The organism is Plantactinospora veratri, assembly GCF_036421995.1.
Taxonomy (GTDB): Bacteria; Actinomycetota; Actinomycetes; order Mycobacteriales; family Micromonosporaceae; genus Plantactinospora; species Plantactinospora veratri.
In genome coordinates this window covers 15197-28373 of the sequence record NZ_JAZGQL010000028.1, presented here as the reverse complement: position 1 = coordinate 28373, position 13177 = coordinate 15197, and the positions used below count along the sequence as shown (strand labels likewise).

The following is a 13177-nucleotide window of genomic DNA, read 5'->3' as shown; positions in this document are numbered from 1 at the left end:
GACCGCTACTGGACCTACCATCTGGGCCAGGAGCACCAGCGCAACCAGCAGGCCCGCTACCAACCCGCTGCTTGACCCACGAAGTCACTCCCAGTAATCCGTACCCTAGCCGCGTAGGTCGCGGCGGTGGTAGCCGGCGGCGCCGAGGGCCGTGAGTGTGCCGGCGATGGTCATCATGGCGATGCTGGCGGGCCAGTTCGGTGGCTGGTCGGGGACGGGGGCGAGGTGGGCGAACGGGGAAAGCCTCCCGACCCAGGGCGGCGCGCCGATACTGTCGGCGGTGACCTGGAGGAGGAATCCGCCGGCCGCGGGCATCGCGCCGACGAGCGCGACGGCGCGGGGTAGCCAGCCGAGGGCGAGTACGGCCGCGCCGAGGCAGAGCAGGGCGATGGGTAGCACGTTCAGCGTGCCATCGAGGGCGGCGTCGAGCGGCAGGGGCGCGTCGACGGTGGTCGCCCCGGCCCAGGTGGCCACGCCTGCGACGGCGGTGAGGATCGCCGTACCGCCTGCGGTGATGGTCACCTCGGCGGTGAGCAGTCGGGTGCGGGTGACGGGTCGGGCGTACAGGAGGGTGAGCCGCCGGTCAGCCTCGTCGGAGGCGAAGCAGGCGATACGGATGGCCGCGAAGACGCCGACCGGGATGGCGAGCAGCGCGAACAGTGCCGCCACGTAGCCCTCGACCGACCCGAGCGCGCCGAATCCCGCCTGCGCGGCGAGGTCGGTGAATCGTGGGTTGTCGGCGAGGAAACTGGTCATCGAGACCGCGAGCAGGCCGATGAGCAGGAAGTAGGCGCCTATCCCGGTCGCCCACCCGCCGAGGGGACGCAGCAGGCGCCGGGTCGCGAACCCGGGCGCCGAGCCGAGCAGCCACAGCCGGGACGGACGGCTCGGCGAACTGGCGAGCCATCCGCCGCCCACGTCCCGACGGGCCGCCACCGCCGTGACGGCGGCGGTCACGGTCGCGGTGGCGACCGCCAGCACCACCAGCGGCAGCACGCGGTTCGCCTCGTACGGTCGGGAGAGTGCGACCAGCCCGAACGGCGACATCCACCGCAGCCATCCCAGGGCGTCGACGCCGTCGCCGACCATCCGCATGATCAGACCGGCACCGAGGAACGCGACCGCCGCACCGGTGGCACCGCCCCGGGTCGCGAAGACCTGAGCTGTCAGCGCGCCGGTGGCGGCGAACAACGCCCCGGTCAACGCGAGTCCGACCCCGTGCAGCAGGGCACCCTGGGGTGCGGTACCGACCGAGGCGAGGGCTCCCGCCGCCGCCGACCCCGCCAGCAGCGACGTGGCGAGCACGACAGCCAGATGGCGTGCCACGATCGAGGTGACCGGAAGACGGCCCGCCGCCAGCAGGTTCCACCGGCCGGCGTCCTCCTCGCCACGGGTGATCCGGGTGGCGACGACGAGCCCCCAGACGCCGACGAGGACGCCGAGGATCGTGCCGGTGCGCCAGACCGTGAAGCCGCCCGGATCGTCGAGCGCCACCGGCTCACCGAACAGGGTGCGGATGGCCGGGTTCTCGGCCAGCGCGGCGAGCGCCTCGGCGTCCAGCGTGTCGCCGACGGTGCTGGTGTAGGTGGCGGCGACCATGGCGGACATGCCGGCCAGCACCACGATGACGATCAGGCCGCTCCGCCGGACCTGCCGTACGGCCAGCCCGGTGACCGCCCGCCCAACCGCCGGAGTCGCGGACACAGGGGTATCCCCGATGCGGGCTTCGACGGCGGTCACCGGGACGTCCGCGCGTAGTAGTCGAGGAAGATCTCTTCCAGGGTCGGCTCGTGGACCTGTAACGCGGTCACATCCGCTGCGGCCAGCGCCCGCAGCGCCGGTGCCGGCGGCCCGGTGAGGGTGAACCGGAGTCGCGACGGTCCCACCACCTCGACGTCCTCGACGCCAGATGCCTGGGACAGGTCCGGTGCCGTGCCGGTGAAAGTCACCTCGACCTGGCTACGGTGCAGACGTCGTAGGTCCGGCACCCCGGCGACCTCGACCAGGCGCCCCGCGCGCAGGATCCCCACCCGATCGCATACTGCTTCGACCTCGGCGAGCTGGTGGGAGCTGAGGAACACCGTCTGTCCGCGTCGGCGGGCCAGCCCGACCGCGTACTGGAATTCGTGTTCCATCAAGGGATCGAGGCCGCTGGTCGGTTCGTCCAGGACCAGCAGCGGGGCCCGGGTCGCGAACGCGGCGACCAGAGCGACTTTCTGCCGGTTGCCGGTCGAGTACGCCCGCCCGGGTTTCGACAGGTCCAACGCGAACCGATCCACCAACTCGTCGCGGTAGGCGCGGTCGACGCCGGGGCCGGTGCGACCCAGCAGTTCCAGCGTCTCCGCGCCGGTCAGCGTGGGCCAGAGCGCCACGTCGGCAGGCACGTACGCGATCGATCGGTGCGCTACCGCCACGTCGCGCGCGTCGGTGCCGAAGATCCATGCGCGGCCGGCGGTCGGGCGGGCCAGGCCGAGGAGGAGCCGGATCGTGGTGGATTTGCCCGCGCCGTTGGGGCCCAGGAAGCCGAACACCTCGCCTGCCGGAACGGTGAGATCGAGGGCGTCCAACGCGGACACTTGCCGATAGCGTTTCGTCAGGCCAGCGGTGCGAACGGCGGGGGTGTCCACGGGAGCCTCCGAGGTCGACAGCGGTCACGACTGCCGACCAGACTTCCCGGCGCACCATGGCAGAGCCTACGCTGCCACGCGCGTTCATGGGGCGGGGCAAGGCATCGTGGGGGAGGGCGCGGCGTGACTATGCGCGAGGGCGGTGTGCGCCGTTCACCGCCTTCGACCCGCCGTCATCGCTCGGCGCCGTCAAGGCGGGATCGATCCGTAACACATGGTCCACCCGGGCGATCTCGAGGAGCCGAGACAGTCGTGCTGACGGCTTCCGCAACTCCAGCGTGCCGCCGGTACGCCGCAGCTGGCGGTGCAGGTCGAGGAGCAACGCGATCCCGGCGGCATCGACGTACTCGCAGTGGGTCATGTCGAGCACGATCCGTTCCGGCTTGCGGTCGAGCGCCGCGTCGAACGTCGTGTTGACCCTCGGTACCGCCGGATGGTCGAGCCAGCCGGTGATCGCCAACTCGATCGTCGAGGCGGTCGCCGTGTCGTCGCGACGTTCACCGTCACCCGCGTTCCCGTCCCCGGACATCGACGCCTCCTCCACGACCTCGGATGTGCAGGATCAGCCTGGCTGCTGATCTTCGCGGCGGTTCGGCGGAGATATGACGGTTCTGTGACACTCGCGGTACCCCGGCCGAGGCCCGGCGCGGTCCTGCGCCGGATCTCACGCGTAGGGGATGTTGCCGCGGAGCTGGCGGACGTGTCGGCGTGGTCGGCAGGGCCGCTGGTCAGGTGCGGCGCGGATGCTGCCGGGACGGTCGCCTGCCATCGTGGCCGGGGTTGTCACGAGACTGTCATAGGTCCGCGTAGGCCTCTCCACATCGCCGCACGAGGCTGGCTCCAGTACCGGCGACGACAGGAGGGACGCGGTGACTACGGTTGGGCAACCAGCGGCCGTACCGGCACCGGTGATCGAGGCCGATCTCACCGACCGTCCAGACCTGGCGTGCCCGGCGCCGGTGCGGGCCGTGCCGGACGCGGCCGTGCGGGTACGCCCGGGTCGGTTGGCGCTTGACATGCCGCGACGCGTGGCGACCGGCACGGAAGGGCTTGCCATGCCCCTGGACGTGCACCGGCACCCGCCGCGAGGTGGTACCCGCGTCGTTCTTCGCGCGCCGACGCCACGGCTGCGGTGGCTGTGGCGGGGTGCCCGCGTGGAGCAGGTGTCGCGGCTGGCGCCCGCAGTGCCTGGGGTTCCCCCGGGGCGGGCGGAGCGTGCTCGGAGCGCGCCATGACGGGGTTGTGGCCGCTCCCCGATGACGGCTCCTGGTCTGGTCCGCCGTCCCGTCGCCAGGCGCCTCGAATGCACGAGGATCAGGTGCTCGCTGACCAGGTCGTGGCACGGTTGGTCCAGGACGAGCGGACTCGTCTGCAGGACATCGCCGTCGAGGTGCAGAACGCCGTCGCCATCCTCTCCGGCCGGGTCGATACGGCAGAACTGATATTCGTCGCCGGCGGTCTGGCGTGGCAGACGATTGGCATCGCCGACGTCTGTAACGCCCTCGAGTCGTGCGACGGCGACGACCCGGCCGGCAGCTAGCCGATTTCAGGCGTGGCGCACCTGTGCGGGATGGCCGCACCCGGTTAACAGGGAGGAACAGTGAAGGCGATCATTTGCGGTGCGCGTATCGCCCGTCTCACGCTGGCCTGGTGGCTCGAACGGGACTTCTGGGAGGTACTGCCCGAGTTGCGGCGGGCAAATCCCAGAACCACCCGGCTGTCCTTTGTGGACCAGAGTGAGCACGGCGAGGGTCGCCTCGGCTACTCGCGGGTCGCATCGGTCCTCGGCGGCCTGGTCATCGGGGCGCGTGGACGATATCTGCGCCACGTGGGTCACCGGGCCGCTTCCTTCACCTTGAGCGACGGCGACATCGAGCGTCGGGTCGGGGACCGGCCTCTGATGCTCGGTGCGCCGGGACGGCGGGCCCGCCTGTACCCGACCGACGACGGCCGGCTGTCTGGGACGCGAGCGCTGTGAACGACCAGCGGGCACTCGGACAGACAATCTCGATCACCGAGCGGCAGACCGACTCGGGCATCCGGCTGCTGCTGGCCGGCGAGATCGACCTGGCCACCGTGGGGGAGATCCGCGACGCGATCATCGACGTACTGACCCGGGACAACCCTTCGGCCATCGTCCTGGATCTCGAGGACGTGTCGTTCATCGACTCCGCCGGCATCGGTGAGCTGGTCCGTTGTCACCAGGCCGCTGCGGTGAGCGGTAGTGTCCTGAGGTTGGAGAACCTTGCCCCGTTCCCGCGCCGGCAGCTGTGGGCGACCGGGCTGCTCGGTCTGTTCGGCCTGGCCGACATACCCGGTCGCGACGAGACGCTGATCCCGCAATCCTCGGAAGCCAGGCCGGCGACCCGGTCGACCGAGGTGTCGGGACGGGCATCGGCCCGCGGATGCGACCCTTGACGGTTCGTCGGCAGGATCCGGCCGTCGGGCAGGCCCCGGAGACGCGACGGCGACCCCGTTCCGGCAGGTGACCACGGGCCGTCGGCCGTCGACGCGACCTCCGGCCGCCAACGATCCCGCCCGATGGTCAGCGGACGCCGCTCATGAGCCTGCGGACGAGCGGGCTGAGGGCGGCGAGTGTCAGGCCGAGCACGATGGCCGTACCGCCGAGGACGCCGAAGTAGGCGGTCTCCTGGTCCTCCCGGTAGTACCTGGCGAGGACGCCGGACATGGCCGTGCCGAGGGCCACCGAGAGGAAGAACAGCGCGACCATCTGCGTCCGGAAGGCCCGGGGTGCGAGCTTGGTGGACAGGGACAGGCCGACCGGCGACAGCAGCAGTTCGGCGACGGTGAACACGAACAGGATGCCGACCAGGGCGAGGAGCGGTGCGCTGTTCGGCCCGCCGCCGGCGAGTGGCAGGAACAGCAGGAACGCCACACCCATCGTCACCGTGCCGGTGGCGAACTTGATCGGGGCCGACGGCTGTCGTGGGCCGAGTCTGGTCCACAGGGCGGCGAACAGACCCGCGAGGACGATGATGAAGACGGGGTTGATCGACTGCACCCAGGAGACCGGCATCTCCCAGCCGAGGATCCGGCGGTCCAGTCGGGTGTCCGAGTAGATGGTCACGACGGTGAACTGCTGCTGGTACAGCGACCAGAACGCCGCGCTGGCGACGAACATCGGGATGAACGCGATGACCCGCCGCCGTTCGGTGCCGGTGATCGTCCTGCTGGCCAGGATCACCACGAAGTACGCTACCGCCGCGGCGGCGCTCAGCACCACGACGATGCCCGACAGCCGCCGCGCCGGCAGCAGCCCCGCGAACGCCGCCACGACGACGAACCCGATCACGACGACGGCGGCTGCCGCGACGAGGGGCCGGCGAGCGGCCGGCAGCGGGTTCGGCACCTCACGCGCCGCGCCGGTCAACCGTCGGCGGCCGAACGTGTACTGCGTCAGACCGGCCGCCATGCCGACCGCGGCGAGGCCGAACCCGTAGTGGAAGCCGGCGGTCTTCTGCAGCAGACCGGTAGCCAGCGGCCCGAACAGGGCACCGAGGTTGATCCCCAGATAGAACAGTGAGAATCCGGCGTCTCTACGGTCGTCGTCCTCCGGGTAGAGCGTGCCGACCAGCGATGTGGCGGTGGCCTTCACGCCCCCGCTGCCGAACGCGATCAGGATCAGGCCGACTCCCACACCGAGCAGGCCGGGCAGCACCGCCAGGGAGATGTGTCCGGCCATGACGAGAACGGCGCTGTGGAACAGTACCCGTTCGGCACCGAACAACCGGTCGGCCAACCATGCGGCGAGCACGGTGGAGAGGTACACCATCCCCCCGTACGCCCCGACGATGCTGGTGGCGGTGTCGCGGCTGATGCCGAGGCCGCCGTCGGCACTGGCGTAGTAGAGGTAGATGAGCAGGATGCCCTGCATGCCATAGAAGGAGAACCGCTCCCAGAGTTCGACACCGAACAGATTCGCCAGCAGTGGCGGCTGTCCGAAGAAGGTCCTGCTCCGCTGCGGCCTCGGCGCGGCATCGGGGATCGCCATGAGCTCGCCGGTACCCCGTTTGTCCGAGAATTACGCCGAACCGGCTGTGGCGTTTTCCATCCGGTCGGGCCTGCGCGTCGGTCGACGGCCGGCCTCACCCCGTCCACGCCGGGGGTGCGGTGGGCGGGGTGAGGGCTCAGGGCCGACGCACCGTCGGGGAGGGCGGTATTCAGCCTCCGATCGCGGTATGGCGGTACCTCGACGGTTGTGTGACAGTCTCGTGACAAGCCGCCAGGACACCCGCCAGGGTGCTTACGGTCGTGCCGCTGGGCATGATTTAGCAATGGAACAGGTGCTGTTGATCGAGGACGATGACCGCATCCGGCTGTCGTTGACGCTCGGCCTGGAAGACGAGGGTTACGCGGTCCGGGGCGCGGCGACAGCGGAGGAAGGACTGCGCGAGCAGCGACGCGCCCCCGCCGACACCGTGCTGATCGACCTGATGCTGCCCGGCCTCGACGGTTTCGAGTGCATCCGGCAGCTGCGTTCTCGCGACGACGTGCCGATCGTCGTGGTCAGCGCGCGCGACGACACACATGACATCGTGGCGGCGCTCGGCGCTGGCGCGGACGACTACGTGGTGAAGCCGGTGGCGGTGAAGGAGCTGTCCGCGCGGCTGCGGGCGTTGCGGCGCCGAGCCCGCGCGAGCACGGTCTCGGGCGTACCGGCGCTGGTCTTCGACGATCTGGAGATCCGGCCGCAGGCCGGCGAGGTGGCCCTGCGGGGTGAGCCGGTGGCGGTGACCCGCACCGAGTTCCGGCTGCTGTGTGAGCTGGCCGAGCATCCGGGCCGGGTGCTGTCCCGGGCACAGCTGCTGGAGCGGGTCTGGGAGTACACGTACGGGGACGAGCGCCTCGTCGACGTGCACATCGGCAGGCTGCGGCAGAAGATAGAGGACGATCCGACGGCGCCACGACATCTGGTGACCGTCCGCGGCATGGGATACAAGCTCGTCGGATGAGACGTCCTGGCCTGCGTACCCGGGTCGCCGCTGGTTTCACGGCCGGCGCCTTCGCCCTGTCGGCGTCGATGGCGGCCCTCTCGTACGGGTTCACCAGCCAGGAGCTGATGGCCGGCCGGGAACGCAGTGCCCTGCGCTCGGCGTACCTCGACGCCGGGGTCGTGCACGCCGGTCTGGCCACCGAGCCGCCGGACATCTCAGCCGTGCTCAGCACCCTCAACACGGGCAACACCCGACGAGCCCTGCTCCGCAGGGAGAGCCGTTGGTACGCCCGCGCCGCCGACGCGGGCATGACCGACGCGATACCGCCCGGGCTGCAGCGGCTGGTCGAGCAGGGCAAGGTCGGGATGCAGCGGGTACGCACCGACAGCGGTCCCGCCGTTGTCGTCGGCGTCCCGTTGCCGTCCGGGACGGGCTTCTATGTCATCGACTCGATGCACGAACTCGACCAGACTCTGCGCACCCTCGCCCTGGTGCTCACTCTCGTGGCGGCGGGCACGACCGCGGCCGGCGCCGGACTCGGCTGGTATCTGACTCGGCGCGTGCTGCGCCCGCTGGACACGGTCACCGTTGCCGCGCGCGAGATCACCGCCGGAGACCTCGGCGCCCGCCTCGACCCGGCCACGGAACCGGATCTCGAACGGTTGACGACATCGTTCAACGAGATGGTCGACCGGCTCGCCGACCGCCTGGAACGGGACCGACGGTTCGCCGGGGACGTCAGCCACGAGCTGCGCTCGCCGCTGCAGACACTGTCTGCCGCCGCCAGTGTGCTGGACCGGCACCGCCCGCGCCTCGACGACCGCGCCGCGACCGCGCTCACCCTGCTCTCCGACGAGGTGGTCCGCTTCCAGCGGTTGGTCACCGACCTGCTGGAGCTGGCCCGTGATGACCAGGCCGCGCAGCGCACACCTGTCCAGGTCGCCGACCTGGCGCGCGAGGAATGCCAGGCGCGCGGCCTGCCGGCGGAGGTGGTGCAGGTGGTCGACGGAGGCCCAGCTGTCTGGTCGATCGACCGGCGTCGCTTCAGTCAGATCCTGAGCAACCTGCTCGACAACGCCGAACGGTACGGGGGCGGGCCGTGCGCCGTGCGCCTCAGCCAGGCATCCGAGGCGTTCGTCCTGGAGGTCGACGACGAGGGTCCGGGGGTACGACCGGAAGACCGCACCGCCATCTTCGACCGATTCGTACGTGGCCGTGCCGCGAGCGCCAGAGGAGACAGCGACGGCACCGGCCTCGGCCTCGCCCTCGTCGCCCGGCACGCTACCGCGCACGGTGGACATGCGGCGGTTGTCGACCGGCCGGGCGGCGGCGCCCGCTTCCGTGTCGAACTGGGTAGGACCAACCCGTGAGCACCCGCCTCGGATCTTGCCGGGCCGCCGCGCTGACACTGCTGCTCGCGGCCGTCGTCGCTGGCTGCGGAGTACCGGCCGAGGACACCGCCCGAGAGGTGGAGCCACCCGACGGGGTAGCCCAGGCGTGGGCGACGCAGACACCGCCGGACCCCACCCCGAGCACCGGTGCCGTGCCGGCGCGGTTGTACCTGCTCCGGGACGGCGAACTCGTCGCCGTCACCCGTCACGTCGACGCCGCACCCGACGTCGACGAGCTCGTCGACAGCCTGCTCGCCGGTCCCACCGATGCCGAACAACGCGACGGCCTCACCAGCGCGCTGCTCGGCAACGACATCGTCGTCGGCGTCCAGCTCAGCGGCGGTCGGGCCACGGTAGAACTGACCGATACCCTGGACGAGACCGGCCGCAGCGACCAGATCCTGGCGTTCGCGCAGATCGTCTGTACTCTCGCCGCCAAACCCGGCGTCACGGCCGTGTCGTTCACCCGCGCCGGGCAGCCCGTCGGCGTACCCCGGGCCGACGGCTCGCTGTCCGAGTCTCCGGCGACCGCCGCCGACTACGCGAGCCTGGTCAGCGGCCGATAGGCGTTCCAGGCGGCCGAATGCTCTGCCCGCGCCTCCGGAGGTGCTGGCGAGCGGGCCGGATGGCAGATCTCCGTACCTCGACGGGACCGCAACTTGCGATCCAACGATCGCAAGTTTCGTGCAATGTGATCACCGCAGATCCGCGCCTGGTCAGGGATTCCTCGAAAGAACCCGAGGTCAGCGCGGACATCTATGCTCTTGAATTTTCCGCAACTTTTTCGTAACCTCAGCCCGCAGGGAGGACCTTGGTGGCACCCCCGGGACAACGTCACGGCGCCCGCCGGCGCTCCAGCTAGCCAAGGAGGCCGCGTCGGCACGCCGCGTCGCAGCCGCGGATCGGTCGTCGCCACGCCTGCTCGTCCACGGATTTCCCGTCATCGCTTCCACCCGGAAGGAGCCCAAGTGAGCACAAACTCGGGCCGCAGCACGCTCCGCGCGACAGTCGTCGGGCTGGCGGTAGCGGCACTCGCGGCCACTGGAGCGGTGTCCATAGTCGGCCGGACGACCACAGCCGTGGCCGCCCCGGTCAACGTGTTCGCCGCATCCGTGGAGGATGAGGGTGCCGACTGCCCGCTGCCGACGGGTACGCCGGCCGCCACGTCTCGGCTCCCCGATCCGTTCCGGAAGGCGAACGGCACCCGCATCACCTCCAAGGCCGACTGGCGATGCCTACGCGCCGAGACCAAGGAGTTCGCGGAGCGCACCATCTACGGCCAGAAGCCCGCGAAGCCGGCGACCGTCACCGGAACCGTCTCCAACTCCAACATCACGGTGAACGTGTCGGACCAGGGCCGTAGTGCCAGCTTCTCCGCGAGCGTCCAACTACCGACCACCGGTTCCGCACCGTACCCGGCCGTCTTCGTGCTCGGCGGATTCGGCGCCGACACCGCCACCATTCGCGCCGCCGGCGCCGCCGTCATCAACTACGACCCGCTGGCGGTGGGTCGCGAGGGTACGCCGCGCAACAACAAGCAGGGCGCTTTCTACAGCATCTACGGCGCGTCGAGTAGCACCGGGATCCTGATGGCCTGGGCCTGGGGCGTGAGCCGGATGATCGATGTCATCGAGCAGTCGGGTGGCAACATCCTCCGCGCCGACGCGACCGGCGTCACCGGGTGCTCCCGATACGGCAAGGGCGCCTTCACCGTCGGCGTCTTCGACCAGCGCATCGCGCTCACCATGCCGATCGAATCCGGAACCGCTGGCGTTCCCGCCCTGCGCTCCATCGCCCAGGAGAGCGGCGCCCAACCACTCAGCAGCGCCTACGGCGAACAACCCTGGCTCGGCGACGCCTTCAGCTCCTACACCGGCAACCCGGGCGGACTGCCCGTCGACATGCACCAGATGGTCGGCATGGTCGCGCCACGCGGGCTCTTCATCATGGAAAACCCGCACGTCGACTGGCTCGGCGCCACCTCTGGCAGCGTATCGGCACTGGGCGGAGCCGAGGTCTACAAGGCACTCGGCGCGGGAGAAAACATCAGCTACTGGTCCGACGTGCAGGATGGCACCCACTGCGCTTCCCGCTCCGAATGGCGTACCCCACTGCAACAGAACATCCAGAAATTCCTTCTCAAGACCGGCAACGCCGCGGGCACCTTCCGGATCTCCAGCCGCAAGTCCGGCAACCTGGCGCAGTGGCGCGATTGGCAGACCCCAACCCTGACCGACGGCCCGAGCAACCCGACCACGCCGCCGACCACGCCGCCGACCGGCACGCCGACCACGCCCCCGACCAGTACGCCGACCACGCCGCCGGCCGGTGGGAACTGCACGACGTCGATGACGCAGGGCACGGTCTGGGGCGACCGCTACAACACCACGGTGACGGTCAGCGGCGCCAGCAACTGGACCGTGGTCGCCGCCGTCACCTCACCACAGTCGATCAGCAGCACCTGGAGCGGCAGCGCCAGCCTGAGCAGCAACAACACCGTACTGACGATGCGCTCCAACGGCAGCGGCAACAGCTTCGGCTTCACCACCATGATGAACGGCAACTCCAGCGCCCGACCACAGGTCAGGTCCTGCACCGCTTCCTGACCGCACCAACCCGTCTCCGGCCCCGGGCATGACGTCCGCCCGGGCCGGAGACGTCACGTTCTGCACCACCAGGGGAACAACGTTTCCTGGAGCGGGGTCTAGAGGGCGGGGGATGGCGCTTCGGGCGGGCGACCGTGGGCGCGAATGAGGTCTGTGGCGGCGATCCCGGCCAGGACGAGGTTACCGACGATGGCCACTCCCAGCGGTGGTACATACAACATCGCGGGTACGGCGACGGCGAGTACGAGTAGCGCGATCGGTCGGGAGGGGGAAATCCGGCTGAATACCTCGTACTCGAATCGGGCCCGGCCAGCCAGGAACAACGCGGGACCGCCGAGAACGACGCCGACCAGCCCGAAGGTGGTGTCTCCGGTGGGGTGCCGGATGGCGGTTTCGGCTCCGGCGGCGGAGGCGACCACGCCGGCCACCATGAGCAGGTGGGTGTAGGGGGCCGACCGCATGAGCCGTCCCGGGTCACGGGAAGATTCGATTGCGGCCTGGAGCAGTGCTCCGGCACGTTGGACGTAGATCTGCCACAGCAGCACGGTGGTGGCGAACGCGACCACGAAAGCGGCGGTCCGGTCGACCGCGAACCCGGAGCCGGCGTACGTGAGGGTGGTGACCAGAATGAGATCGCCGAGGGCGAGGGTGAAGAACTGCTGGTACCGCTCGGCCAGGTGCTCGGCCGCGATCCTGTACTGCGACCTCGGAACCCGACCGAGCCAGGGCGTGGGGTAGCGGAGCCAGGCCGCCCCGTAGTCCAGGGCGAGCGCCACCGTCCACAGCGCACCACGCGCGGTGCCTGTCACGATGGCGCCGAACAGCCACGGCACGGCCGAGACGGAGAACCAGAACAGAAACCGCGCGGCGTGCCGACGTGCCTGCCGGCCCCGCAGCGCGGGGGTCAGGAAGAGGCTGCGACCGAGGTGGATGGCCACGTACGCGCCCGCGAAGACCACCCCGTCGCCGCTGAAGGCCGCCGGCAGCGCGGCGACCATCAGCATGGTGCCGAACATGACCGAGATGGTCATCAGGAAGATCGGTGGCCGCTGGGACAGGTAGAGGTCGGTGGTCAGGGCGGTGATCGACCAGACCCACCAGATCGCCAGCAGCAGTAGCAGGGTCTGGAGTACGCCGGCCCAGGTCATGTCGGTGGCGAGCTTCTGCGAGGTCAGGGCGAGCGCGGCGACGAACACCAGATCGAGGAAGAGTTCCAACAGGGTCGCTCGTTGCGGCCCCTCGGCTCGGCGCGCCAACCCGACCGCCCGGTCGGTCGTCACGGGATACCTGGTCCGGTTGACGGTCGCAGTAGCGTCGACACGCATCGACGTCGGTCGTCAACCGCCCGCACACCCTCAGACGACATCATAAGCTGCCAGAACGCCTCCTTCGATCCCAGCGTAGGCACGATGTCACCGTCGGAGACCCACCTACAGCAGGTAGGAGGTTTCGTGTCTCGGGTCAGCCCCGGCAGCGATGATCCAGGCCGGCTGCCTCGCCGGCATCGGAAGGCAGGTGCCACCGACGCGGGGGTGTTGGACCCGGGTATCGGGTTCGAGCGGGCCGGCCACCGAGGCGATGCCGGAACCTCTGTCCCG

General features: G+C 70.2%; 12 protein-coding genes. 7 read left to right on the top strand and 5 right to left on the bottom strand.

Annotated features, from left to right (window positions below):
• Positions 1-105: 105 nt before the first annotated feature.
• The 3 genes from V1634_RS28180 to V1634_RS28170 form a co-directional block, all read right to left on the bottom strand.
• On the bottom strand, positions 106-1704 hold the full coding sequence (locus V1634_RS28180) for an ABC transporter permease (protein ID WP_331210753.1): 1599 nt from the start codon (positions 1702-1704) through the stop codon (positions 106-108).
• 32 nt (positions 1705-1736) lie between these two features.
• Positions 1737-2627 carry an ABC transporter ATP-binding protein gene (locus V1634_RS28175; RefSeq protein ID WP_331210752.1) on the bottom strand — a complete coding sequence of 297 codons (891 nt, stop codon included), beginning with the start codon at positions 2625-2627 and terminating at the stop codon, positions 1737-1739.
• A 127-nt stretch (positions 2628-2754) separates the two neighbouring features.
• Positions 2755-3156, bottom strand: a complete 402-nt coding sequence (locus V1634_RS28170; protein ID WP_331210751.1) for an STAS domain-containing protein — start codon at positions 3154-3156, stop codon at positions 2755-2757.
• A 774-nt stretch (positions 3157-3930) separates the two neighbouring features.
• Here V1634_RS28170 and V1634_RS28165 point away from each other — a divergent pair.
• From V1634_RS28165 to V1634_RS28155, 3 genes are read left to right on the top strand one after another with little or no spacing between them, the layout of a single operon-like run.
• Positions 3931-4167, top strand: a complete 237-nt coding sequence (locus V1634_RS28165; RefSeq protein ID WP_331210750.1) for a BON domain-containing protein — start codon at positions 3931-3933, stop codon at positions 4165-4167.
• Positions 4168-4227: 60 nt separating this feature from the next.
• Positions 4228-4605, top strand: coding sequence for a hypothetical protein (locus V1634_RS28160; RefSeq protein WP_331210749.1), 378 nt, complete (start codon positions 4228-4230; stop codon positions 4603-4605).
• Positions 4602-5045, top strand: coding sequence for an STAS domain-containing protein (locus V1634_RS28155; protein WP_331210748.1), 444 nt, complete (start codon positions 4602-4604; stop codon positions 5043-5045). The genes V1634_RS28160 and V1634_RS28155 overlap by 4 nt, the downstream gene beginning before the upstream one ends.
• 127 nt (positions 5046-5172) lie before the next feature.
• Here the strand turns inward: V1634_RS28155 and V1634_RS28150 are convergent, their stop codons facing one another.
• The gene (locus V1634_RS28150; RefSeq protein WP_331210747.1) at positions 5173-6639 is read right to left on the bottom strand and encodes a peptide MFS transporter; all 1467 of its coding nucleotides are present in this window, start codon (positions 6637-6639) and stop codon (positions 5173-5175) included.
• Between the two features lie 283 nt (positions 6640-6922).
• Between V1634_RS28150 and V1634_RS28145 the strand changes: the two genes are divergently transcribed.
• From V1634_RS28145 to V1634_RS28130, 4 genes are all read left to right on the top strand, one after another.
• Entirely contained in the window at positions 6923-7600 is a 678-nt protein-coding gene (locus V1634_RS28145; protein WP_331210746.1) for a response regulator transcription factor, read from the top strand.
• Entirely contained in the window at positions 7597-8952 is a 1356-nt protein-coding gene (locus V1634_RS28140) for a sensor histidine kinase (RefSeq protein ID WP_331210745.1), read from the top strand. Before V1634_RS28145 ends, V1634_RS28140 begins: the two co-directional genes overlap by 4 nt.
• Entirely contained in the window at positions 8949-9539 is a 591-nt protein-coding gene (locus V1634_RS28135; protein ID WP_331210744.1) for a GerMN domain-containing protein, read from the top strand. The genes V1634_RS28140 and V1634_RS28135 overlap by 4 nt, the downstream gene beginning before the upstream one ends.
• Positions 9540-9941: 402 nt before the next feature.
• A complete protein-coding gene (locus V1634_RS28130) occupies positions 9942-11579 on the top strand; it encodes a glucuronyl esterase domain-containing protein (RefSeq protein ID WP_331210743.1) in 1638 nt (545 codons plus the stop codon).
• A 98-nt stretch (positions 11580-11677) separates the two neighbouring features.
• Here V1634_RS28130 and V1634_RS28125 read toward each other — a convergent pair whose 3' ends face one another.
• Entirely contained in the window at positions 11678-12859 is a 1182-nt protein-coding gene (locus V1634_RS28125; RefSeq protein ID WP_331210742.1) for a low temperature requirement protein A, read from the bottom strand.
• Positions 12860-13177 lie beyond the last annotated feature (318 nt).